This is a genomic window from Helcococcus sp. KG196 (assembly GCF_046035495.1).
Lineage (GTDB): Bacteria > Bacillota > Clostridia > Tissierellales > Peptoniphilaceae > Helcococcus > Helcococcus ovis.
In genome coordinates this window covers 1-24588 of the sequence record NZ_JBFNFI010000021.1, presented here as the reverse complement: position 1 = coordinate 24588, position 24588 = coordinate 1, and the positions used below count along the sequence as shown (strand labels likewise).

At 28.3% G+C, this 24588-nt stretch carries 34 protein-coding genes and 1 pseudogene; all 35 read right to left on the bottom strand.

Annotated elements, in window-relative coordinates:
- Positions 1 to 59: 59 nt before the first annotated feature.
- Positions 60 to 1883 (bottom strand): heavy metal translocating P-type ATPase, encoded by a 1824-nt coding sequence (locus tag ABGF45_RS07925; protein WP_134743868.1) that lies wholly within the window; start codon positions 1881 to 1883, stop codon positions 60 to 62.
- Positions 1884 to 2109: 226 nt separating this feature from the next.
- Positions 2110 to 2541: a hypothetical protein gene (locus tag ABGF45_RS07920; protein ID WP_134711466.1), complete on the bottom strand. Its 432-nt coding sequence runs from the start codon at positions 2539 to 2541 to the stop codon at positions 2110 to 2112.
- A 612-nt stretch (positions 2542 to 3153) separates the two neighbouring features.
- Entirely contained in the window at positions 3154 to 4119 is a 966-nt protein-coding gene (locus tag ABGF45_RS07915; RefSeq protein ID WP_134711467.1) for a GH25 family lysozyme, read from the bottom strand.
- A gap of 131 nt (positions 4120 to 4250) precedes the next feature.
- Positions 4251 to 4628 (bottom strand): phage holin family protein, encoded by a 378-nt coding sequence (locus tag ABGF45_RS07910; protein WP_134711468.1) that lies wholly within the window; start codon positions 4626 to 4628, stop codon positions 4251 to 4253.
- A 14-nt stretch (positions 4629 to 4642) separates the two neighbouring features.
- A complete protein-coding gene (locus ABGF45_RS07905) occupies positions 4643 to 5221 on the bottom strand; it encodes a hypothetical protein (protein ID WP_408112710.1) in 579 nt (192 codons plus the stop codon).
- Positions 5199 to 8474: a phage tail spike protein gene (locus tag ABGF45_RS07900; RefSeq protein ID WP_408112711.1), complete on the bottom strand. Its 3276-nt coding sequence runs from the start codon at positions 8472 to 8474 to the stop codon at positions 5199 to 5201. Before ABGF45_RS07900 ends, ABGF45_RS07905 begins: the two co-directional genes overlap by 23 nt.
- The gene (locus tag ABGF45_RS07895; protein WP_408112712.1) at positions 8471 to 9160 is read right to left on the bottom strand and encodes a phage distal tail protein; all 690 of its coding nucleotides are present in this window, start codon (positions 9158 to 9160) and stop codon (positions 8471 to 8473) included. The genes ABGF45_RS07900 and ABGF45_RS07895 overlap by 4 nt, the downstream gene beginning before the upstream one ends.
- A 3-nt stretch (positions 9161 to 9163) precedes the next feature.
- Positions 9164 to 11032, bottom strand: coding sequence for a hypothetical protein (locus ABGF45_RS07890; RefSeq protein ID WP_408112713.1), 1869 nt, complete (start codon positions 11030 to 11032; stop codon positions 9164 to 9166).
- A 4-nt stretch (positions 11033 to 11036) separates the two neighbouring features.
- On the bottom strand, positions 11037 to 11216 hold the full coding sequence (locus ABGF45_RS07885; protein WP_408112714.1) for a hypothetical protein: 180 nt from the start codon (positions 11214 to 11216) through the stop codon (positions 11037 to 11039).
- 80 nt (positions 11217 to 11296) lie between these two features.
- Positions 11297 to 11623, bottom strand: a complete 327-nt coding sequence (locus ABGF45_RS07880; protein WP_408112715.1) for a hypothetical protein — start codon at positions 11621 to 11623, stop codon at positions 11297 to 11299.
- A 1-nt stretch (position 11624) separates the two neighbouring features.
- Complete coding sequence (locus ABGF45_RS07875; protein WP_408112716.1) at positions 11625 to 12230, bottom strand: hypothetical protein; 606 nt, start codon at positions 12228 to 12230, stop codon at positions 11625 to 11627.
- Positions 12230 to 12592: a hypothetical protein gene (locus ABGF45_RS07870; protein ID WP_408112717.1), complete on the bottom strand. Its 363-nt coding sequence runs from the start codon at positions 12590 to 12592 to the stop codon at positions 12230 to 12232. The genes ABGF45_RS07875 and ABGF45_RS07870 overlap by 1 nt, the downstream gene beginning before the upstream one ends.
- Positions 12585 to 13073 carry a hypothetical protein gene (locus tag ABGF45_RS07865; protein ID WP_408112718.1) on the bottom strand — a complete coding sequence of 163 codons (489 nt, stop codon included), beginning with the start codon at positions 13071 to 13073 and terminating at the stop codon, positions 12585 to 12587. Before ABGF45_RS07865 ends, ABGF45_RS07870 begins: the two co-directional genes overlap by 8 nt.
- Positions 13063 to 13371, bottom strand: a complete 309-nt coding sequence (locus ABGF45_RS07860) for a phage head closure protein (protein WP_408112719.1) — start codon at positions 13369 to 13371, stop codon at positions 13063 to 13065. Before ABGF45_RS07860 ends, ABGF45_RS07865 begins: the two co-directional genes overlap by 11 nt.
- Before the next feature lies 1 nt (position 13372).
- On the bottom strand, positions 13373 to 13636 hold the full coding sequence (locus ABGF45_RS07855; RefSeq protein ID WP_408112720.1) for a hypothetical protein: 264 nt from the start codon (positions 13634 to 13636) through the stop codon (positions 13373 to 13375).
- An 8-nt stretch (positions 13637 to 13644) separates the two neighbouring features.
- The gene (locus tag ABGF45_RS07850) at positions 13645 to 13938 is read right to left on the bottom strand and encodes a hypothetical protein (RefSeq protein ID WP_408112721.1); all 294 of its coding nucleotides are present in this window, start codon (positions 13936 to 13938) and stop codon (positions 13645 to 13647) included.
- A gap of 1 nt (position 13939) precedes the next feature.
- Positions 13940 to 15106 (bottom strand): phage major capsid protein, encoded by a 1167-nt coding sequence (locus ABGF45_RS07845; protein WP_408112722.1) that lies wholly within the window; start codon positions 15104 to 15106, stop codon positions 13940 to 13942.
- Complete coding sequence (locus tag ABGF45_RS07840) at positions 15099 to 15716, bottom strand: HK97 family phage prohead protease (protein ID WP_408112723.1); 618 nt, start codon at positions 15714 to 15716, stop codon at positions 15099 to 15101. The genes ABGF45_RS07845 and ABGF45_RS07840 overlap by 8 nt, the downstream gene beginning before the upstream one ends.
- Positions 15694 to 16896: a phage portal protein gene (locus tag ABGF45_RS07835; protein WP_408112724.1), complete on the bottom strand. Its 1203-nt coding sequence runs from the start codon at positions 16894 to 16896 to the stop codon at positions 15694 to 15696. The genes ABGF45_RS07840 and ABGF45_RS07835 overlap by 23 nt, the downstream gene beginning before the upstream one ends.
- A gap of 14 nt (positions 16897 to 16910) precedes the next feature.
- Entirely contained in the window at positions 16911 to 18590 is a 1680-nt protein-coding gene (locus ABGF45_RS07830) for a terminase large subunit (protein ID WP_408112725.1), read from the bottom strand.
- On the bottom strand, positions 18587 to 18940 hold the full coding sequence (locus ABGF45_RS07825; protein WP_408112726.1) for a hypothetical protein: 354 nt from the start codon (positions 18938 to 18940) through the stop codon (positions 18587 to 18589). Before ABGF45_RS07825 ends, ABGF45_RS07830 begins: the two co-directional genes overlap by 4 nt.
- Before the next feature lie 147 nt (positions 18941 to 19087).
- Positions 19088 to 19486, bottom strand: a complete 399-nt coding sequence (locus ABGF45_RS07820) for a hypothetical protein (RefSeq protein WP_408112727.1) — start codon at positions 19484 to 19486, stop codon at positions 19088 to 19090.
- A complete protein-coding gene (locus ABGF45_RS07815) occupies positions 19483 to 19800 on the bottom strand; it encodes an HNH endonuclease signature motif containing protein (RefSeq protein WP_408112728.1) in 318 nt (105 codons plus the stop codon). Before ABGF45_RS07815 ends, ABGF45_RS07820 begins: the two co-directional genes overlap by 4 nt.
- Positions 19801 to 19991: 191 nt before the next feature.
- The gene (locus ABGF45_RS07810) at positions 19992 to 20384 is read right to left on the bottom strand and encodes a hypothetical protein (RefSeq protein ID WP_408112729.1); all 393 of its coding nucleotides are present in this window, start codon (positions 20382 to 20384) and stop codon (positions 19992 to 19994) included.
- Positions 20353 to 20526, bottom strand: a complete 174-nt coding sequence (locus ABGF45_RS07805; protein WP_408112730.1) for a hypothetical protein — start codon at positions 20524 to 20526, stop codon at positions 20353 to 20355. The genes ABGF45_RS07810 and ABGF45_RS07805 overlap by 32 nt, the downstream gene beginning before the upstream one ends.
- On the bottom strand, positions 20519 to 20716 hold the full coding sequence (locus tag ABGF45_RS07800; RefSeq protein ID WP_408112731.1) for a hypothetical protein: 198 nt from the start codon (positions 20714 to 20716) through the stop codon (positions 20519 to 20521). The genes ABGF45_RS07805 and ABGF45_RS07800 overlap by 8 nt, the downstream gene beginning before the upstream one ends.
- Positions 20709 to 21014 carry a hypothetical protein gene (locus ABGF45_RS07795; protein WP_408112732.1) on the bottom strand — a complete coding sequence of 102 codons (306 nt, stop codon included), beginning with the start codon at positions 21012 to 21014 and terminating at the stop codon, positions 20709 to 20711. Before ABGF45_RS07795 ends, ABGF45_RS07800 begins: the two co-directional genes overlap by 8 nt.
- Positions 20965 to 21144 carry a hypothetical protein gene (locus ABGF45_RS07790; RefSeq protein WP_408112733.1) on the bottom strand — a complete coding sequence of 60 codons (180 nt, stop codon included), beginning with the start codon at positions 21142 to 21144 and terminating at the stop codon, positions 20965 to 20967. The genes ABGF45_RS07795 and ABGF45_RS07790 overlap by 50 nt, the downstream gene beginning before the upstream one ends.
- Positions 21141 to 21506, bottom strand: coding sequence for a RusA family crossover junction endodeoxyribonuclease (locus ABGF45_RS07785; RefSeq protein ID WP_408112734.1), 366 nt, complete (start codon positions 21504 to 21506; stop codon positions 21141 to 21143). Before ABGF45_RS07785 ends, ABGF45_RS07790 begins: the two co-directional genes overlap by 4 nt.
- Positions 21506 to 21850: a hypothetical protein gene (locus ABGF45_RS07780; protein WP_408112735.1), complete on the bottom strand. Its 345-nt coding sequence runs from the start codon at positions 21848 to 21850 to the stop codon at positions 21506 to 21508. The genes ABGF45_RS07785 and ABGF45_RS07780 overlap by 1 nt, the downstream gene beginning before the upstream one ends.
- On the bottom strand, positions 21850 to 22101 hold the full coding sequence (locus ABGF45_RS07775; RefSeq protein WP_408112736.1) for a hypothetical protein: 252 nt from the start codon (positions 22099 to 22101) through the stop codon (positions 21850 to 21852). The genes ABGF45_RS07780 and ABGF45_RS07775 overlap by 1 nt, the downstream gene beginning before the upstream one ends.
- Positions 22101 to 22664: a MazG-like family protein gene (locus ABGF45_RS07770; protein WP_408112737.1), complete on the bottom strand. Its 564-nt coding sequence runs from the start codon at positions 22662 to 22664 to the stop codon at positions 22101 to 22103. Before ABGF45_RS07770 ends, ABGF45_RS07775 begins: the two co-directional genes overlap by 1 nt.
- Positions 22665 to 22675: 11 nt before the next feature.
- Complete coding sequence (locus tag ABGF45_RS07765; RefSeq protein WP_408112738.1) at positions 22676 to 23128, bottom strand: single-stranded DNA-binding protein; 453 nt, start codon at positions 23126 to 23128, stop codon at positions 22676 to 22678.
- 8 nt (positions 23129 to 23136) lie between these two features.
- Positions 23137 to 23721: an HNH endonuclease signature motif containing protein gene (locus ABGF45_RS07760; protein WP_408112739.1), complete on the bottom strand. Its 585-nt coding sequence runs from the start codon at positions 23719 to 23721 to the stop codon at positions 23137 to 23139.
- 473 nt (positions 23722 to 24194) lie between these two features.
- Positions 24195 to 24588: pseudogene (locus ABGF45_RS07755) on the bottom strand (hypothetical protein); the annotation flags it as partial.

Sequence of the window (24588 nt, the reverse complement as noted above, 5' to 3'; positions counted from 1 at the left end):
ATAAATTAAACAATTATACTTATTTATAGTATATAATAATATTTTTAAATATGCAAAATTTATTTAAACTTTAATAGTCTTAAACCATTTAATATTACAAGAATCGTTGAACTTTCATGGAAAATTACTCCTGTCGGTAAATCTAAAATTCCAAATAAATTTAATCCAATAAGCATGATTATTACAGAAATTGAAAAAATCATATTTTGTTTAATAATCTTACTTAATTTTTTACTCAATTTAAAACTGTGATATAGTTTATTTAAATCATTTTTAACTATAACTATATCTGATGATTCCATAGCAATTGAGCTTCCACTTCCCATACCTATGCCAATATCAGAATTTGCTAATGACGGAGCATCATTAATACCATCTCCAATCATTGCAACAGTCTTATTTGATGAAATCTTATCATTTATATATTTTAATTTATCTTCCGGAAAACAGTTTGCAACATAATTTTTTATATTTAATTGACTAGCAATTTTTTTAGCAACTTTATCATTATCACCAGTCAACATTTGTACATCTACATTATCAATCGTAAAATTATTTATTGCCTCTAATGATGTTTCTCTAATTGTATCAGCTAAAGTAATATATCCTACTATTTCTTCATCCTTTGATATAAATGAAATAGTGTTATTGTCTTTATTTAATTGTAAAAAATTTTTTTCATCTTTATATGTCTTAAATTCAGGAAAATCACCTATTTTAATATTTTCCATTTTTAATCCACAGCCTGCAACTTCTTGCACTTGAAAATTAATGCCATCTGTTTTAATATTTTCAAATTTTTTTAAAATTCCATCTGCAATAGGATGATTTGAATTTTGCTCAATATAAACTATTGCTTTTAATAATTCATCAGGAATTACATATTCTATAACTTCAAATTCACCATTTGTCAATGTGCCCGTTTTATCTGTAGCTAAAATATCCATTTGTCCTAAAAGTTCCATTGCTCTGGAATCCTTAAATAGAATACCATTTTTTGCACTATTACTTATCGCACTTAATGTTGCCGGTGTAGCAGATGCAACTAAAGCACAGGGGCTTGCAACAGTCAATAATACCATCCCCCTATAAAATGCTTGTTCAAAAGTCATATTTCTAAAATAATATAACATGATTATAAATAAAGGGACAAAAACCAAAACAGAAATAACATATTTGCCTTCTAATTTTTCAAGCATTTTTTCTCTTTTTGAAGTCTTATTTTGTGCATTTTCTACCATTTTTATAATATTTGAAAATACAGTATCTTTTTTTAGTTTACTTACTACCAAATTAAATGAATTCCCTTCATTTATAGTGCCAGCAAATACTTCTCGTCCTTTTTCTTTTGTAACGGGCATTGCCTCACCTGTTAATGATGATTCATTAATACTTACCGTTCTATCTACAATTCCATCAATTGGTAATTGATCTCCCTTTGAAATTAAGCATATATCCCCAATTTGCAAATCATCAGTATTAACAATTTTTGTAGTTCCATCTACATTCAAAACTTTAGCCTCTTGTGGTACATGTTTTATTAATTCATTTATTTCTTTAACTGATCTTCCAGATATATAGTTTTCTAAAACTTCAGCCCCGGCAAAAATCAATAATAACATAGTTCCTTCAGATTCATAATTTATTAAAACTGCTCCAAAAGCAGCTAATATCATCAATAAATCTACATTAAGTTTTTTATCTTTAATAGAACCTAAGAAGGTATTTTTAATAGCATAATATCCCAAAAAAATCATGGCAATGTAAAAGAAATATTTAGCTATATCAACCTTCATAAATTCTAATATAAAGCCTATTACTGTAAATAAAATTCCCAGCAATAAAAATCTCCCTTGTTTTTCCTTAAATAAATAATTCAACATATTTTCGTCTCCCTTAAAAAATATTTTTACAGTTATATAAAAAAATCGCACTGTAGAACGATCGTGCCGTCCCACAGTGCGTTTAATTACACTCTGTTGTCATTACTTCAATGACCGGGCTAATATACAAATATTAGCTTGCTCAAATTTATTTATTTAAATCTATTATACAACAAAAATATAAAAAATCAAATTTTATCAAATTAATTATTAATTTCAATCAATATTATTGTGCTTTCTTATCATCATGGTCGTGATGATCGTCACCTTTATATTCTTTAACTTTTATATTTGGAAACATAGATGTAAGATCTTCATGAGTTATAAATTCGCTTCCATCTTTTGTTTTAATATGATAATGATCTCCATGTTTTTCAATTGACTTAATATCTTCTTCTTTTAATTCTGTTGGCATATCCTTATGATCATGTTTCTTGTCATCTTTGTGATCATGTTTATGATCATCTTTTTTGTCATCTTTATGATCATGTTTCTTGTCATCTTTGTGATCATGTTTATGATCATCTTTTTTGTCATCTTTATGATCATGTTTTTCAGTCACTGTTTCTTTAATTGTTTCTTTTGGCTTATTAGCTTGACATCCTGCAAAAACAACTGATATAGCTAAAACTAAACTTAATAATTTTAATTTTTTCATACTAACTCCTTTTTAAAATGATAATGATTCTCATTACTACTATAGTATATATCAAACAAAATTATTTGTCAAATTTTATATACAACTAAAAAACGTTGGAATATAAGCGTTCCAACGTTTTGTAATTTGTATGATATTATCTCTTTGAGAATACACTTATATGCATTTCTGCAGTTTTCAAGTGTTTTTGTAGGCTACTTGTAGGCTAACTTTTATCTAATCTAACTCTTTTTTTCTTTGTTCTATTAAATTTTCTAATTCTTGAATCTCTTCCAAAGTTGCATTTAATATATATTTTCTGCTCCTGATCTATTTCTAATATGATTCATTTTATCCTTATTTTTTTATTCCATTTAGTTGATGCTTTTAGTTGAGATTCTGATGTTTTATTTTCCATTTTCCCTCCTATCTAAATATTAAATATAATATTAAGAAAAATATTCCCCATCCAAAAATTCCAATTACTTTTTCTTTAGTAGTTGTTTTTCTAATTTTGGTTTTTATTTTCACTGCTAACTCCTAATACTTTTATATTATTATGTTATCAGATAATATTTTATTTTTAAAACAAAAAAAGAGCCTATATCAATTAAGATACAAGCCCTATTTTTATTAAAATCTTATCTCTTCAATTTGTCCGTCTTTATTAACTTTCAACAATGCTTCTTCTAACATTTTTCCATTGTCATCAAATTTATACCATTTTTTATTAATTTCTCTAAATTCATTTGATATCATATTGCCATTTTTCGAGTCTAAATAATACCACTTATCTTTATACTTAACCCAACCGGTTTTCATGTAACCTTTTTCATTAAAATAGTACCATTTATTATTTATTTTTTCCCAAGCATTTTTTGTATACGTTCCGTCAGCGTGTCTATACCACCAACCTTTCGCATCTTTTATCCATTCTGATTTTTGTATTTTTTTTGAGTTATATTGCCTATTTTTAAATCTATTTGGATAATCTCTATAATCAATATTTAGATCGATTTTCCCATTATATCCTTTTACTCTTCCTTCTGATGTGTATTGCCACATTCCCGCATCACCATAGCCATTATATCCTCTATAATCTGCTACCCATACAGCATGATCTAACTGTGACATATCCATGTTATTATTAAACCATGATGTAGATGCGTATATACCTGCAGAATATCCATTTTTTTCAATCTCTTCACAAAATGCTTTAGCTACATTTGTAAGTTCGCTTACTGATAAATGTTGATGTCCAATTCCATTATCACTTCCTGAATTTTCGCTATCAAAATATATTGGATATTTTATATCCAAATTATATTTTTTTATAATATCTAAACAAAATCTAGCTTCTTTCTTTGCGATTGATTCTGACATTGCTGTTGAGAAGTAATACAATCCTAAATTTGTTTTATTTCTTAAATTCCTAATATGTGTAGATAATAAAGAATCTTCATTACATTCTGTACCAGTTCCCCAACCAGTGAATCCAGCTCTTAAGATTACACCGTCTATATTTTTTGCGAATACATCATAATCAAAATTATCTTCGCTATTCCATACAGATATATCTGCTACTTTTCTTTCTGCCATATTTCACTCCTTTTTATATAAATAAGGAACTAGAAATTTTACTTCCAGTTCCTATATATTTTTTAATATTTAATTAAAAATTAGGCATATATTTATATGCTTAATCAAAAAAACTATGCTTAAAATCCATTTTATTGCTTATTATTTTCTATCTCTTTTATAAAATTATTAAACAGTGTAATATTTATTCCCATTTTTTGTAAATTTTCTAAAATTGATTTTAATTCCATTAGTAAATATCCTAGGTATAATACATATACTAAAGTTGCTCCAACCGCATTAGGAATAATTACCGAAAGCGGAATAAAGAAAATCATTACAATAATACTTATGAGCTTTCTTAAAATTCCATTAATTCCTTTTTTGCTTTCAAATTTTATATCTGGATTAATTTTTGCTGCAATTGTTCCCGAAACAAAATCAATTATCATAGCTATCGCTATTAATGTTAATATAAAAATTACTTTATTGTCTTCTGTAGCTATTAAGTGTCTTAAATATTCAAACATGTGTACCTCCTATTTTATTTTTTTACTTTTGGGATTAATATCCATCTACTATCTCTACCTGGTTCTGCATTATCTGTAGTTACTGACGCTTTGTATAAATTATTTATCCACTTAACATAAGTACCGGCCTTAAAAGTTTCGTCTCTATTCCAAAATGTTGCATAATCATAGTTTTTTGTATATTCTTCATTTTCATTTTCTTTTGTTACTTTAGATACTTTTTCCCAAGTTTCGGAATTTATGTTCGGGATATCATCATAATCAACAACCTTTTCTTTTAATTTGAATCTATAAAATTCATTATTATATTCAACTAAATCATCTTTTACATATTTCACTCCTGTATTGAATCTAGGAACTAAACCTTTTAATTTATCAATGTTATCCGTTGATTTTTTTATTTCTTCTTTAAGAAAATTAGAAATTATTTCTTCTTTTTTTTCATCTACACTTTTTAATGCTTCAACTTTTTCTATTATTTTTTCAATTTCTTTTTTTAATATTGATCCAGTTACAATTTTTCCATTATCTTTTTCAGCAGAAAAATAATATTTATCTTCAACCATATCTTTAGTTATTGTTATGTTTCTCATTTTTAATCTCCTCTATCATTTTTTTTATTTCAGAAATTTCTTCTTTTAATTTTTTGTTTTCTTCATCTAATTCCTTAACTCCTTTAAGTGCAAGGCTTGCTAACCTTAGCGTATCTAGCTTAAGTATATCCCCATCTTCATATACAAAACTTTCATCTACTTCTTCAACTTCTTGAGCTATAAGTCCAATAATTGTATGTTTTGCATAGAATTTTCCCTTTTTCCAATCGTATTCTCTAAATCTTAATTTAGATATTATATCAATAGCATTATGTGGAGTGTCAATGATATTCTCTTTTAATTTTCTATCAGACGACTGATTTTTCACAACTTTCCATAGAGAGTAAGTAGTATTATTGTATTCATAATATATATCGTTATTATCTCCACCAAATCCCAATGCTACATTTTTAGACTCCCAAAATCCAATGCTTGCATAATCCTCACCTCCATGCTTACCTCTGTTAAATTTAATATATCCTATCCCCTTAATATCAGCATAACCTCTGATTGACATTAAAAAATCGTTAGAATCTTGCGGAAGTGAACCACTTGAAAAATCGTCATCTTTATATATATAGAGACCTTGTGGAATGAACATGCCTGATTTTTGTTCAATTTTACGTCCCACAATTTGAAGACCAATTCCTCCTTTAGATGCGAGTGATCTTGGAACATTGATTTGAAGCCCATTAGTAGTAGCTTGAATTTTTCCATATTCTCCAACTTCAATTATAGAACCCGATTTTATTCTTCCTTGTATTTCTGCTTCTCTTGCTGTTAATTTACCGTTTTTTCTCACCACAAAATTATAAATATTTTCATTAGCAATTCTTTTATACCCAGCCCAAAATACAGCTTGATGTTCTGAATTTGCCGCAGTTCCTATTCCTACAGATTCATCTCTTGGCATAATATAATTTTTAGAAATGTACCAATTCCCAAGCCTTCCCTCGTCTGCTTTTAAAAATCCTTTTATAATAAATTCTTTTGCAATAGCTTCTATTTGTGTTGATGATAATTTAAATGACGTAAATTTAGAATCGATTCTCGTGTTATTCCTATCATATATGTCTCGACTTACTTTTAACTCTATTGAGTTTTGCAGTTGTTTAAGTTCAGAAGAGTATTGTTGTCTGAATTGTGTATAGTCAGCATCTTTCCCATCTTCACCTTTAATTTTTGTCCATTTATATCTATCAGGATAAAAACTATCATATTCGTTGAAGTCTGTATATTGGCCAATGTATGATTTACCCGCACTGTCAGATATGCTGAACCCTCTTCTTCCATCTTCGCTGTTAGCGTATGCTATATGAAGATAAGGGGTCTTGCCATTTTTCCCCGGAGCCCCTTGAATCCCCTTAGTTCCATCCGCCCCTTTGATTAAACTCCATTTATATTTATATGGGTTTTCGCTATCTTTTTTCATGTCGTCTACATACATCCCGATATATGATTTGCCTCTACTATCAGATATGCTGAAGTCTTGTCTTCCATCTTCGCTGTTAGCGTATGCTATATGTGTATATGAAGAAGTTCCATCCGCCCCTTTGATTCCATCTTTACCATTTTCACCTTGTAATCCTTGAAGCCCCCTAGGTCCTCGTTCTCCTCTTAGTCTACTCCAAATATATTTTTGGTAATCTTTAGATTGTTCAGAATTGTTATCTACTAATATTCCTATATACTCCCTTTCACCTGGTTTAAGACTAAAATCAAGAGAACCATCTGCATTCCTTGCATATGCAATATGAACATAAGTGCTTACTCCATCTTTTCCGTTTATTCCTGGATCACCTTTTAAAATCGCTTTATTTGCTGTTACATATTCTGTGACTTGACCTTTTACCGAACTTATTATACTTTTATTGGAAGATAAATCAAGAGACTGTCCAACATCTGACGCTAGTTTGTTTGCGGTTATAGAATTTGATATTAATGATTGTCCATGTATCCCATCCCCAGTTATTGCACTTTTCCATACCCATTCATTATCTGTTCCTTTTTCATTTGAAATAAGTACTTGACCGCTACCCACATATGTTGCTTTTGTTGGATTTTCTTCAATTGGCTTATTAAATGAATACAAACCTGCTGGAAAATTAAATTTATTTCCTAATTTAAGGTCATAAGTGTAAGAATCTTGATTAAAAAATGCAATAGATGTATTTTTTATAATACTATCCATTGCACTTGTCATCTCTTCTTTAATTTTTTGTTCACTTTCAGCTATTTCATTTTTAATTGAATCAGTAAATTTTGATGTTATGTCTCCAAATGTAAATTCAATTCCATTTAGATAAACAACCTTTATTATTCTTTTATATCCTCTAAAATTTATATGATCATCGATTATTGGTACTTCATCTCCAAAATCACAATCAATATGAAGATTTGCTGCATCAACTGTATACTCAATTTTAGGTTTAGAACGAATTTCTAATTCTTTTTTTGTGGCTCTTAAAAGTTCTTGTTTATCTTCAATATTTTCAAAGATAACTGTATCGAAGTAATGATTTTTATGTCCATTTTTACCTATTCCATAAGTGTTTAATGCTTTGACATTTTCTACATATTCTTTTCCATTATTTATACTTTCAAACGATAATCTTCTACCATATCCGCCATTTTCAGTTTCTTCACCTTTTCCATAGCCGTAAAGACCTGTAATTATTGGCTCTGCTCCGACTTTTCTTGTGAATTTTTTTATATTTTTTCCAAACTCTAATCTTGAATTTGCTACATTTCCTATTTTTTTTATTACAACAATTCTTTTTGTTATATTTTCTCCTGCCGCTTCAAATTTTGTTTCCCACTCAATATCATAGTCCTTAACAATTTTTTCAAATGCTTCAATCACATTTATTCTAAAAAAACTGTTTGATTGATTATATGTTTCAGAATATGATCCAAACTCTAATTCCCACCTTGTATTTTCAAAAATACTATTTAATGCGACTTTATATGAGCCTTTTGGTCTCTTATCTGATATATGTGTTCCTTTTAATTCAATAATTGAGTCTTGACAAAAATAAGAATGAATATAACCATTTTCTCTTTCATATTCAGTATCTTTAATTATAAATTCATATATCTTACCTTTTTGTAAGTATACAACTCTATATCCTTTTCCAAATTCCTTAACTGATTCAAACTCCAATGTATTAAATTTTCCAAATTCTCGTGTAAATTTTGGATTAACATCTACAATATCTATTTGATTTTCGTTTCTATCATAAATAAATATCATGCTAATACCTCTCTATACTTAATTACTCCAGATGCTCCTGTACAACTAAATGTATTTGAACCAACTTTTAATTCAAAAAAGTTTGATTGAATATCTATTGGAGCATGAGCATCATTTTGTATAACTGTTTTATCTTCAAATGACACATATATTTTATGGATTGTTGATTTTGGTTTAATAATAAAGTTTTCTCCACTTTCAGAATGTCCTATTTGCACTTTATTTGTGGTTGGTGTTAGTTCCATTTTAAAGTATTTAGTACTTTCTATTCCTTTATAGTTAAGAACTCCATTTATTTCTTTTGTTTTCTCTTCGGTAAACCAATTACCACTTAATGACTTATATGTAACAGTAATTATTCCTTGATACATTTCTCCATCATCTACATCTTCTAAAATTACATTTGTATATCTACCATCAATTTCAATCCACTCTGTGGATCTTGTATATAATTTTTCAATTATAAATTTTTCCACTTGATGCTGTAATTCGATTGGAAATTTGCACAAATCTTTTAATAACATTGTTACTGATATTAATTTTGAAGTCTTAAAATTGCCATTATATTCTTCTGTCTCCTCTGCTCTTTTAATATATTTATTTGTTTTTGAAAAAAGTGGATAAGTTACACTTGTAACAATTACCCACTCTGTAATATCTATTCCATTTTTATTAAATGAATGCATAACTTATCCCCTTTGTTGAAATAATCTAAATTCTTTATCAATATATGGTGCTAAAATTTTAGAAACATTTTTTCCATCTATATATAAGTTATTGTCCTTATCTAAGATAGCAAGTAATACCTCTATAATTTTTTGTAGCAACACATTATCTTTTCCACTATTCCAATCTATCATTTCTTGTAACTTGCTGATTGGTGTAACTGCTTCCGGTCCTTTTTCTCCAACACCCTTTACTCCATAAGGAGTATTAAATAGAGTTGGCTTATCAAAAATTCCACCTTTTTCATACCAATCAACAGATAATTTTGGTACCCCTTCCGACAACCATTTTAGCGGGTTCATTGAACCTTTAATGCTAAAATGTGGCATTGGAATTTTCGGCCACTCAAATTTAAAGTTAAATAGTCCTTTAATTGTGTTAATTGCATTTGATATAAAGTTTTTTGCAGCATCAATAGGAGTTGTTATTGCAGATTTAATCCCATTCCAAATAGATGTTGTTACATTCTTTATACTTCCCCATGCACCACTTATTACACTTTTAACTACATCAACCGCACCTGTTACATAAGATTTTATTGTATCCCATATTCCTGTGAATATTTGTTTGATACCTTCCCATGCACCTTTCCAATCACCTCTTATTACTGCTGTTACAGTTTTAATTATTCCTTGTATTACTGTTAGCACTCCACTTATTACACCTTTGATCATATTGAATACTTTGGAAACATAATCAAGTATATAACTTCCAAACATATCCCAAGCCCATTTAAATACAGCAATAAATCCATCTAATACTGCTTTTATTCCATCAAATACAACTTGTATATATTCTTTTATTTGTCCCCAATTATCTTTAACCCATTGGATTACACTTTGAATTGCAGGTAAAAGTATTGTATTAAATATTCCTATCAAGAAATTAATTGCAGCACTTACTCCATCAAATACAGTTTTTACAACTGTTTCAATAGTTACCCAATTATCTTTAAAAAACTGAATTATATTTTGAATCGTTGGTACAAAATATGTTTGAAATATATTAACTGCATTTGTTACAAAATTTCCTATTGCTGTAAATACAATTCCTGCAACATGCTGTATCGTTGGCATATTTGATATTATACAATCTGCAAATTTTTGCATAATAGGCATAACCATTGTACCTATGTTTGTAACAACCATTCCAAATGAATCTTTTAAATTAGCCATTGTATCGCCAAATTTCATACCTGCATCAACAGCATCATCACCCATTACTAAGCCTAAGTCATGTGCTTCTTTTCTTAATTTTTCTGTTTCTTCTGCCGACATTGCGAGTATTGGAGCCATTTCACTTGCAGATTTACCAAGTAAATCATTTGCTAATGCTGCTTTTTCTGCTCCATCTGGCATTTTTTGTAATTTCTTTACCGTTAATTCAAATATTTGTTCTGGTGATTTTCCTTTTAGATCATCAATAGAAACACCAATTCGATTAAATGCTTTTGTTGCAGATTTACTTCCATTTATTGCATCATCAATTGACCCTGTTAGTTTTTTCATGCCACCTTGTAAAGAATCAATGTTCATACCTGATTGAGACATTATATGATCCCATTCCTGGAAACCCTGTCTCGATAACCCAAGTTTCAATGACATTTTATCAATTCTATCAGCTGTCTCTGCTGATTTATTTGCTACTCCAAGTAAAGCAGCTCCTCCTGCAGTTGCTGCTGCTACTAATCCGGCTCCCCATTTCGCAACAGTTTTTATTCCTCCACCAAGTGCTTTTGATAGTTTTCCAACAAGTCCATCTGTCTTTGAGATTGAGTCATTTGCTTTTTTATTGTCTACCATTATCGATCCAAAAAGTTTAAATAGTTCCATAAACTCACTCCTTTATACTATCTAATATTTTCTTTACTTTACTTAATATCTCTTCTTCACTTCTAATATCAGTCCTATTAGATGATTTAGGTGTTACCATTTTTTTAAATTCATTAAAACTTATCTCACTTTGATATGGTATCCATCTTTCCATCATTATTTCGTTCATTAATCTATCATTCATTGCTATAAGCATCTCTTGTGCTTCTAAAAAATCAAGATTAAATATATATTCCGGACTACTATACTGTGAAAAAATTAAATCTAATTGCTTTCCCCACTCAACTTCTGTGCTAAATTGAAAAAACGCAATAACCCTTCATCATCTTTCAATTTCATAAAGTAATCAACCGCATCATTCAAATCTAATTCAAGAAATTCTTTTTTTGTAATTCCTTCGTCTTCAAGAAGTCCTGACATAAAGTCTGCTATATCATCTTGTACTGTTGAATAATTTTCTGCTAACTTCAAAAAAAGAGAGGCACCCAGTGCCTCTATGTCTGTTACTTTTGTATCTTTATCAATTCTCAATTCTAATTTTTTTAATATTTTTGATGCTTTTCCTGCATCTTGAAATTTTAATTTTCTCATTCTATGCTCCTACTCCAATTTTTGGATAATAAATAGCAAATGGTACTTCATTCATTTTAGCCATATCAAAATGACCTATAAATTCTAATCCACTTGTTAATTCCCCTTTATCTTCAAATGATAAATCTAATCCAGAAGTATTTAATGCATTAAATACTTGAATAATAACCGGCTTATCACTTCCGGAAACTGTACCTACCCATGTTATATTTTCAATATAATCTTCATCCTTTAAGCACATTTTCCCTTTAATTACATCATATCCATTTTTGTTTTTTACAGCTTCTGTTGTAGCAATTCCAAGCCCATCTTTTAATAAACTTGCTGAAATTTCAACAACATTTGCATTCATTGTTACTTCCCATGATTTAAGAAGTTTAGTACCTTTGATTGCACCTCTCATACCATCTAATTCTATATCTCTAAAACTTGGTATTGCCTTAAATTTACCCCCACCTTTTGTTGCACCAATTAATTTTCCAGCTTGTACCGCTGTTTCAAATGTATCAGTTTCAACATTGTAGTTCTTAAAAAATGCTCCTGCATCTAAAACTAAATTTTGTGGCGTTTTTGATGTAAGACCGGATATTACTTTGCAATTATTCATTACTTCCCCTTTCTTGCATGTATTTGAAATATACATGTCTTTCTTCTTAATGTTTTATCTTCATTTTCTATTGTTCCTGTACTGATGTGCCATACTGAAAAATGTATATATTCATCTGTAAAATAGAATCTATTTAATTTATCTTCTATCTCTTCTGCAATTTCATCAACATTTTTTGATAAAGTATTTTTATCCCATACATCAATATCTAATGTTATTGTATGTAGTCCTTGTGAGTAATAATCTGTAACAAATGTTGCTACCACATGAGGATATATTTTCTTTTCTGGCATCACATCAAATGCTAATTCAGAGATAGGATCTATTAATTCTTTTATAACTTCTTTGATTTTTCTAATCATTGTATCCCTCTCCCTTTTCTGGTAATCCATTGTCTGTCTTTGGATTTTCTTTATTCAACTCACTAATATATTGGGCTTGTATCTTATTTATTTCCGGAATATTATTATTAACTACATTTCTAAGTACCGCATATTTTGGATAATTTGAATCTCCTAACTCTTGTTGTGTCATAAAGTTGTGATTCTTGTATCCAAGTATTAAATCTAAGTCTTTTTTTCTTGCCCAATAACTTATAGTGTTAAAGGAGTTTTTTTTCATAAACACTCCTTTTCTTGGTCTTATCATTCTACCTTTTGAATAGTTAGGCTTATAGATTGTAGTTAATTCATCAGCAACTTTCCTTCTAATGTATCTTCCAACATCTTTATTAGCAGCCATTATTAACTCTTCAATTGTAAATTTTACATGATCAACATTGCTTGTAAATATCACTCCATCTTTTTTAGTGATTTTCATACCTGCATTTGGTTTACTTGCCATGTTCTACACCACCTGTACAATTTATTTCAAGTTCTGTACCTATTCTTTGTGTATTAATAACTTTCCATCTCTTGCCTTCATATTCAAGTTCTTCTTCGTTATCATAATCATAATAATCTGATAATCTAAATCTAACTTGCCTTTCAAATCCTTGCGACATTGCTTGCAGTGTTTCGGATAAATATATTCTATCTAATCTTCCAAATACATCTCTTCTAACTTCTTTGACTACCGTATCACCATACTTATCAATCTCTTCTTCTTTTTTTGAGATTAGTGTAATTACTTCTGTATACATATTAATTACCTTCTTTGTAGTCTTTGCTTAAACTCATAGAACTTGCTAAGTCATAGTACGCTTTCATATATCTTTCTGCTTGATTTTCAAAGTTGTATTGCCATCTTAAATATAGTTTAATTGCTTTTTGAACTAATTGATTATCAAGGTTAGGATTAACCCCTAACCTCTTCAAATCTAATTCACAAGAAGCAATATTGTCTTGAATATCTGCATCAAGTTTATTGTGACTAATTCTTAAATCAGTCTTTGCTTTTTCTAACATTTCTCCTCCTATTTAGAGGGCTTTGTACCTCTTTTTGATGTTCTTGTTTTTTTAGGAGTATCTGGTTTTGGTGGTTCAATTACATTTTCTTCCACTTCTTCTGATTCCACTTCTTTATGTTTTGTATTTTCAACATCAAATTCTATAAAATCTTCTGACTCTTCAACTTCATATCCAAGTTTACGAGCTAAAATATCTTTAGCTCGTTTTTCATCATTAACTTTAATTACTTGTCCTCTTGTAAATTGTCTATTTGGATTATTAATGTCATATATTAATGCTGTGGTAATTTTAATCAACATACTATACTCCTTCTGCAACTGTAATTAATGCACCTGCTTTATCATTTGTCATTGTACCTTCTCCAATGATAATTCCTGATATTGTGTGTACATGTTTTTTAATATCTTTATCTCTTTCAATTAATAGTGGTTGTACTTCGTTAAAGATAAATTGATTACCATCTAAGATTAGTATTTCTTTATCTCCAAGTGCATCTTCTAATTTGATTTCACTTCCAAGTAGTCTACCATTTATTCCATTTGCATAATCCGGAATAAATGCTTGTCTACCTTCTTCGCCAGGTAATGAAACAATGCTTCCAAATAATGTTTTATTATTTGCATACACTCTTGTTTTTGTTACTCCTTTTAATTCTCCAAATGCATTTGTTATATCATCCAAACTCAATTTAGCTTTTGTTGTAATCTTATTTGATGTATTTAAGTCTTTTTTGATTTGTGCGATTACTTCTTTAGCAACTGCAGATGATAACCTATCTGAAATTTCTTTTGCTAAATATGTTTCAAATGCTGGTATTGACATCTTATTTAATCTATAAGAAATATCAATATGTTTTGAGAAATCTTTACCACTTAAAGTTACATTAACAAATGTATTTTGTTCGTCATCATTTGCTTCACCTTCGTTCACAATTTTTGCATCACCAGATGTAATTTCTGTATGTTTTACAATTGTAATTACTGTACCTGATCTTAAATATTGAATATCTGCTAAAATTGGATGGCTTTCTTCCATATTTGAGTATATTTTATTTTCTAAATCCTTTGGCAAAACTTGTTCTGTATTTGAAGTAGTATGAGTAAATGCTCTTGTTTCTTCTTCTGTTAGTTTTTCACCTAATAAATTTTTTAGAAATGCATTTCTATATAGTTGTTCTTCGTTTCTTTCCATATCTCTATCTCCTTTTTCTTCTGGTGTAAATTCTTTAATTACTTTTCCTTTTCTTCCTTCAATAATGTCATTGTATAATGTATCTCTTCTTGCTTTTTCTTGTTCAAACAAGTTCAATTTTTCTTCAAGGCTTCTTTTTTCTTCAATTAATTTGTTTGCCTTTTCTTCTACTTCATCAACATTTACTTCTGTGTCTTCTTTTTCAAGTTCAGTTTGTAAGTCTCCTAATTCTTTAATTACTTGACCTAATCTTTCTAATATTCTTTCCTTATCCATTTAATTCTCCTTGTAATTTTATTTTTAGTAACAACTTTCTTTTTCGCTCTTCAAATCTCTCCGTTTGAAATTCATCAATCACTCCGTTAATGAATTTACGAGCATTTATTACCGTGTCATTATTCGCTGGTATTCCTACCGCAGACACATCATAAACTTTTTTAATTGAGTCATGAACTATTGTTCTTGTTTCTTTACTGAAATGATATTCTCCAGTTCTAAAACTCCAACTCATTTTTGTAACTAACCCCTCTTTTATCTCGTAGTACAGTTCTCTTGCTGCTGCACTCTTCGATAAATCAGCTCTTATCAACATTCCAATATCATCAAATGTTACAGTTAATGTTCCATTTGTTCCTCTTGCTAACACTTTTCCTTGATGATCGTAAAGAAATATAATATCCGACATGTCTGCATTCTTAAATGCATCTTTTCTAAACTCTTCAAATACTGTTCCTTCTTCATCTTCATAATATGGATATGGTTCAAATTTCATAGCATATCCTTCAACTATAAATCCTGATTCATTTTCTTTTTCACTTCTAACTTCAAAAGGTTTCAATTCTCTAAATTGTCTTGTTTCTAATTTATGTTGTGGAATTACTGTCATCTTCTACCTCTATTTCTTCATGTTCTATTTTATCGGAATCTAATTTAACCGTTTCCGAATATTCTTTTCTAATATAGTATTTGTCCCCACCTTCAACCGGTGGCATATTATATATTCCTAATCCTTGATTGTGTGTTAAAAACCCTCGATCAAATAATTGTGTAACTGTGTTTAATTTTTCTTGAGGTGATAAGTATTGCAATCTATTTGCTGTAAATAAAACTGAATTTCCATTTGCTTGTTCTCTTTCACTAAATGTCATGTTCGTATGAATTAATGATGCACTAATCGCAAAAGGTTCAATTTTTCCCTCATAATATGCAGCCCATTGTTGTGAATTAAAATTATTTGTTAGTATAGATTCATTTGTTCCAAAATGAGCAAATACATTGTCTTTAATTTGTCTCATTTGTTCAGCATCAACATTGTATGGTCTTGATACAACTTGTTTTACTTCCTTATACTTCGTATCAAATAACATTACTCCTGTTTCATTACTTGATAAATTTTGTTCGGCAAATCTTTTTTGTTCTTTTTGTACATCACTATCTTTTATTATGTTTGCCAACTGTGCCATAAACCTAATTGAAGCACCGTTTTTTATTGACTCTATTATTCCTTGATTTTGATGATGTAATAAATCAAGAGTAGGATTCATTGTTCTATTTCCCTCTCCAAATAATTCATCTTCAAATTGAAATTGATTCATGATTCCAATGTCACTAAGTTTTAATACTTTCTTTTTGTTTAAGAAATAAAAAGTAATATAATACTCATTTTGATATTCAACAATATTTGAATTTTTTGGAATAATTGGATAATAACCATTTATTTTATCTGTTAATTCATCAAATGTTGGTATTATTAAAGCATTGTTTGTAACTTCTCTTATCGTTGCTAATCTATACAAGTATTTTGAAGTGTCCATTAGATCATTGGCTTTTGTTCCAATTCTTTTTGCAAGTCTTTGATTTGCACTTCCTGTTATTTCTATATTTAATTTGCTGCAATGAGTTGCGAATGAATGAATAACACTTCTTGTTAAATCCATTTCGTACACACTACCCTCAAATGTAGTAAAGGCTGGAGTATATCCATTTATCATTTCAAAATATTCATTTATCAATTTTTCTTGCTTTTCCTTTTTGGGCTTATTAAATATATTTTCAAAAAATCCCATAATTTTTTCTCCTGTTATATTAAGTTCATATAGTCATCAAAATGATTTTTATATGTTACATATGCATCTAATAAAGATGCGGTACCATCAATTCTTTTAAGTGATGAATGACCTTTTTTAGGTTGTATATTCCCCTTATTATCTTGTTGAATAACTGTATTTCCAAGACACCATTTTGTGATAGGGTTATTATTGTAATTTATTTTCTTTGCAATAATATCGGCTTCTAATTCTTTCATTGGATTAGATAAAGTCTTATATACTTGTCTAATCTCTTCAACTGAATTTTCGCCATATTCTTCTTTGTATCTCTTCATAAGGATATCTGCACCCCATGCATCAAATCCATTCCAAATTGGGATGAAGTCATTTTCTTTTGCAAATTCTTTTGTCCATTCAAATAAAAATTCCTGGTCTATTTTATTTCCCGGACAATATGTTACAAGACCTCTTTGTTCCCATTTATCGTAAGGAACTTTATCATTTTTTATTTTTCTTTCTGCTACATCTTCTGCAATAAAATATTGTTGATAAACATATATCATTGGATCATCTGGTATACGGAATAGATATGATATACATGTTAAATCTGTTGTACTTGATAAATCTAATCCACCAATTACATAGTTTGGTTTTAATTCTTTAATACTAAATGTACTTTCATTTCTTATATCATCAAGAGATAGCCAACTGCTTGTATCAGTTTCTCTTATATTGCAATTTTTTGTTAAAAATGATTTTAGATATAATGTTGGATTACTCAATGTTTTTTTCCATTCATCTTTTAGCGATTTCTCATTTCTAATTGTTCCTAATCCCGGATTAGCTTTAATTAAATTTTTAAAATCTCTCCATTCTGACTTATTGTCAAGTTCATAAATAAAAAATATACTTCTTGGGTCTTCAAATCCCTCTTGTGTTAATATATTCTCTGCTTCTTCGTAAATCTCATCATATAAATCCTCTCTAATTGTTCCGGCAGTTGATGTTATAAGTGCTAATGGTTGTTCCCTATTATCCATGCCTTGATACATTATGTCATAAAGTGGTCTACCATTTTTCCATTGATGAATTTCATCCATAGCAACAAAATGTACATCTAATCCATCAAGTGTATCACTATCACTTGCCAGCGGTTTGAACTTCCCATCATTAAATTCGCTTACTATCTCTGATACTAATGTTTTTGTATATCTTCTTAAATGTGGATCTTTTCTAATCATCTTTTTAGAAACATCCCAAATTATTTTTGCTTGATCTTTTTTTGTAGCAACCGAGTAACATTCTGGTCCACCTTCTCCATCGGCAATTTGCATATAACTTCCTATTGCACTTGCAAGAAGTGATTTACCATTTTTTTTTGCAATTATTAATACAGCCCTTTTTGTTCTTCTCAAATGTGTTTTTTTATATACTATTCCAAATATTGCACCAATAAATGCTTTTTCCCATAAATCTAAAACAACTAATTGTCCTGCTGATTTCCCTTTAATGTTTCTACAAAAATTTTCAATGTATTCTATAGCATGATTTGATTTTTTTGAATTAAAATAGACATCACTTTTTTTATCTGTGATGTCTTTAATTAATCTATTAATTTGTATTTTTATTTTTATTCCACTCTTTTTTGGATGCTTTTTTATGTAGTCATGATATTCTTTTATTGGATTATAGTTTTCTGGATATTGTATCATTTTCTTTGAATAAATTGACCTAATAAATCAATATTTTTATCACTTTTTATATTATTTTTGTTAATAATTTCATCCAATTGTTTTAGAGTAGCATTATATCTCTGTACCATCGTATTATATGATTTAAGTGCTGGATTTTCCCTCATTATAGAGTATTCTCCTTGTATCATTTCTGTTACAACACCACTTTCATTAATCTCTTCTTTCAAATCTTCGAGAGTTACTTTCATAAATCCCAATTCTTCGATTAAATTCATTGACATTTGTTTATCTTCAATACTTAAATCTTTAGTAAACTTCTTGAATTTACTAATCTCTTTCTTAATTCTTTTTTCTTTTTCTAAGTCCATAAAAGTATCTCTCCTTTCTTATAAAATTTGAAAAAGTCTTAAAAAGTTTTTTTACTTTTTTATTTTTTGGGGTGGGGGTTATGCGAAAATACCTGCGTGTTACACAAGGGTTGGACGTCGCAAAGGAACAGTTTTTTTGTAAAATATTTAGTGGGGGCTATACTCTTTTATAATTTTTTCCCATTCTTTTTTATCTGGTCTTGAAATATCCTTGTATAACCTATCTATACACTCTTGTATTGTTGTGTCCATGTTAATTATTTTGTAATCATACATTGAACATTGCTTCAATAAACTATCTGTTATGTGTGTAACTATAATATATGCATCCCCTATTGTGATTGATTTTAATGAATTTATAAACTGATACCTTAGCCTTAATATAAAAGTTACAATACCATTTTTATTTACTGTATGATATTTTGAGTATGTAAAAGCTCTTGCTATCTCATCTGAGTCAAATACAATATCCTTTTCTTTTAGATTGTTTTTTACATATGTTGTTTTGCCACTACAAGGTGGTCCTGTAACTATATATAGTTTCATCTTTTCAACTCCTTAAATATTGGCTCTCCATCTTCATTAAAAAATACACTTCTGTCATTATCACTAAATGTTTTCATGTTATGGCATTCTTTACAAAGATACTGTAAGTTATCATGATTTAATGATATTTCCGAATCATTTACATTAGCCCCATTTAATTCAATAATATGGTCTACTTCTTTTCCTAACCTATCACCACATATCTCGCACATTCCGCCATCTATTAATATTCTTTTCCCAATATAACTATCTTTACATGTTTTCCATGCTTTTCTTTGATAAAATCTATTATTTTCTATTGTGTACTCTCTCATATATTTACCTCTTACAAAATAGACAAGAAAAAAGAAAACTTCAAATACAAAAAATATGAAGGAAATTTGTGTGATATTTTTTGAAGTTGCCCGAAAAATTGTTGTATTAAATTGTCTATATTTTTACAATACTAGTATAGCACCTTTATTTTTCCCTGGTGTTGCAACTTTTTTTATTTTATTAAATTTTATTAAAATATTTCTAAATCTTTTGCTACTTGATATATAAATTTACTCTTCCATCTCCCATATGTGCTTCTATCTGCATAAATAGGATATGGAGTATTATATAATATGTTATTCCATATACCTTTCCTGTATTCTTCAGGAATACTCCTTAGTGCATTATCTATTACATTGATTTGAATTAAATACTTATCCCTTTTAATTACTATATTTTCTGTTGGCTTAATTATTTTATTTGTACTTTGAACTTTGTTGAAGTTAGGATCTGGAGATTCTTCTAAAAGACTACTACATATATCTTTGAGTCTGTAGTAGTCTCTTATTACCCAAATAGTCTTTTGGTAGACTACTCTATCAACTATATATTTAGTGTGCTTCTTTCTTTGATAATCTCTCATTCCTAATATCCTTTATTTCTCTTTGAATTGTAATATATTCTTGAACCTCTTCTCCATTCCAATTATTTTCCCCTTTAAGCTCTAAATCTTTTGCTTGTTTTTCTAAATAAAAAAGTTTTTTATTTTTTTCTAAATTATTCATCAACCTCTATCCTTTCTATAATTCTTTGGATTTTAATATCATCATACATCCTAGATGCTTTAACTTTATGATATTCAGCTTGTGCTAATCCTAGATATTGTGTTTCTGATTCAATATCTGTTGGAGCATAAGTATTTCTAATACTTTGTTTTAAATATCCTTTTTTAGTACGCAAAACAAATTTAATCATAGCCAATTTTCCTTTCAGGTAGTTTAATCTCTACTCCTGTTTCTTCAAGAATAGTATCTCTTATATCTCTAAAGTCTAATCTTCCATCACTCATATCTTTAACAAGTGTTGATGAATATTCCATAAAGTCGCCTAACCTCTTTTTGCCAAATCCATATTTATCTCTTAATACTAGAATACTTATATAAAACATAATTGCTAAACTTACATCTACAGCCTCTTTTTTAATTCCTTCTTTAGCGTTGTGATTAAGTGCTTGCTGTAACTTCATCATTCTTTCTTTTTGTTTCTTTTTCATTTTTTACCTCAATAATATTTTTTTGTAGCCAATCATCTATTTTATTTCTGATTTTATTTATTTTATAACTATCTGCATGATTCCATGCTAGATCTTCTAATTCATCTAATAAGTCTTGTATACTCCTCATTGATTTACCTCTAATATTTCAATTTCAACTCTTTCATTATCTTTATCAATATAAAATTTATGACTTATATTTCCTATCTCTTTCCAACCGTCATTTTTAATAACTCCAGCTGATTGAAGTCCATCAAATATAAATTTTTGTCCTGCCATTATATTATCTTTATCTCTTTTTTTATTTTGGCAATACCAGGAGAAAATAAAATCTGCTTTTTGATTTAATTTTTTAATTTTGTAAATCTTACAATACCAAGCCACTAACTCTGTATACTTCTTTTTTTGTGCATTGCTTATTATTTTATTTCCTCTTGCTTGATATATAATTTCATTTAATCCTGGTAGCCTATGTGGAATAATTAGTTTCATCATTCATCCAGCATATTTAATTGATTATCTTTTACTTTAACTATTCCAAATTCATTTCCGATTTTAACTAGTTCGCAATCTTTAAATGTTAATCTATATGCATCTTGATAGTTATGTGATAGTTTTGTATTTGTATCAAATGTTATTTTTGGCTCTTTATAGCTAATTACATTTTCTCCTACAAAAGTATCTTTTTCAGTAACTGATAACTTTAACTTTAATGTTATTGTTGCTTCATCAAAATTCTCCGAATTTATCTGAATTAATGCTTTTTTTATATGATTATCTAAAGTGTTTAGTATAGGCTTAAACATTTCATCAGATGTGTTTATATAATTTTTCATTATTCAATCACCTCCGATTTCCATTTTATATCTCTTATAATTCTTCCAGCATTTTTATGTGATGCTCTTGGATAATACTTATATAAGATATTTTTTAATTCTATTTCTTCTAAAGAATATTTTTCATCAATCAACTGCCCAGATTTTTTAATATCATTCATAATTTCATAAGCCTTTGTATTAGATAATACTTTTGGAGTATATGATAATAAAGCTTCTAGTAAATCTTTTTCTCGTATATTTAATTTCATTATATTTCCTCTTTCAAATCCTCTTCCTTAACAAATATTCCATTAATCATCTTGCCTTTTCTTTTTGATATTTCCTCATATGCAAGCTCTACACATTCTCTTAATGTTGTATCTCTTTTTATTGCATAAAATGAAATAATAAATCCTAATATACTAAAATTATTAAATTCATATATTTCAGATATTTCATTTTCTGATATTCTATTTAATTCAAATGCAATTGCACTTATCCATTGCATTTCTAAAAGTCCACAAAAGTCTTTAACATTATTAATATCTCCATCACATTCAAATTCAATATAATTACTCTTAGCTATTTCTAATCTGTCAAATAAATCTAATGTTTTTTCTTCGTCTTTTGTGTGTAGCAATGTTCCTATTACTAAAGTTACATATACATCTCCTATACTATCTTTAATCATAGATAAGTCATCTTTACACATTGCTTTAATCAGTTCTGACATTTCTTCAATTGTTTTTAGTCTTTGTCCTGCAACTGTTCCTTTTTCATCTATTTTTCTTTCTTTCGCCCAATCTATTATATTTTTTACTAAATCTTTCATGTGTCTACTCCTTAAAATGGTATTCTATTATCGTCAACTGGATTATATTCTGCTGTGTATTCAAAACTATCAGTTTGGTTATGATCATCTTTATAGCCTTGAGTTTGGTCTATTCCGTTATTAGAATTTTTCCAATCAATAAATTCTGAATTATGTATTAATACATCAGTTGTGTATATCTTTTGTCCGTCTTTTTCATATGAGCCTGTTTGAATTGAGCCATTAATTATAATTCTTGAGCCTTTGTCTACAAATTTAGCAATATTTTCTGCTAATGTTCCCCAGCATACACAATTAATAAAATCAGCAGTTGGCATTCCTTTTGATTCTAGCTCTTGTTTTTTATCTTTTGATAAGTTTTTTTCTACAGCTATATTAAGTCTTATATATGCTCTATTGCTTCCTTGTAAATATCTTAGCTCAGGAGTTCTAGTTAATCTTCCCATTAATACAACATTATTCATTTCTTCTCCTACTTTTTATTTTTTACATTTTTAATTTTTTCATTTACTTTTACAAGTAATATTCTTGATTCGTTTATATCTCTTTTATTTGTGTACCATTTTTTTTGATTCATTCTCATATTTACTGATTTTTTTATTAATACTAGATTATTAATATCTAAATTAGTTTTATCATTGTCAATGAATTTAATCATTGAATCTTTAGGAATTTTCCCATAATGTTTTTCATATATGACATTGTGTGTAAATTTCCACTTATTTTTTGATATCTTTATTTCTTGATATCCATCTTTTGATATTCTTGTGCTTCCTATTTCTCTATAGTTGGCTGGCACATGCCCTTTTTTGAAGCTTGTAACATTAGTTTTACCTGGATATTTTTTCCCTTTATTTGCTGAAATCATACCTTTTTCAAATCTTCCCGTATTTCGAGTTAAACAACCTCCTGTTTTTAGCCTTAAACTTTTTATTTGAGATTCCGTTTTATTTAACCTAAATTTTTTATTAAATAACTCTGTTATCTCTTTATTAGTTTTGCCAAATGATACAGCTCTTAAATACTCTTTATGTTCTTCTGTGTATATTTTTTTCATTTGTTAGTTTCTCCCATGATTTTATTAAGAATTGAATCATTTGTTTTAATTCCATATTCTTGCTTAAATGTTTCAGCTTTTAGCACTAAATTAGCATTATCTATTATTTTTTCTGAAACCTTTGTTATGCTTTCTGTTCTTTTTATTTATTTTTCTAATTCTTCTTGAGATAAGTCTTCATCATTTAATCTTTCTAGTGCTTCAAATAAATATCCGTTTAAATCTTGTAGTGTGTTTCTCATATTAACCTCTTCATATTCTTTTTTATTTTCTTCAAAATTTACTTTTTTTACATATATAACTAAATTTCTGCTAAAATCAGTATCTAAATATAATTTTATTAATCCTAATATTATGAATACTAAAAATCCTATTATTGTATATTATGTTATTATTAATTCCGTCATTTTATTTCCTTTCTTTTTATGTGGATAACTTTTTTAAAATTTAAATGTGGATAACTTTTTATTGTTTTATGTGGATAACTTTTTTATTTCTTTTTTTCTTAACTTGAGATATATGCTCCAACCTAATAAGTCGCTATGCACCTCTTCATATCCATTTTCTTTATCTGCAATGTAATATCCTGGATATTGTTCTTCCCAATACGATAAATTTTTTTGATTTCCTACGATTGATTGAATTTTTTTCCTGGAGTATTTATAGTCATTTGTTCTTGAATATGGTCTTTCAAGATTTTGACTACTGCTCCATCTTCTCTTGTTAGTAGGTTGCTTAATCATATACCCAGCTATTGCAGCTAATCCATTATTAGGATCTGGTTGAAGTCTTTTAGGGTTAGCATATCCCATTCTTTTTTTATTTTTTCCTCTTCCTTTGCTCCACAATTCTTCTAATATATCTCTG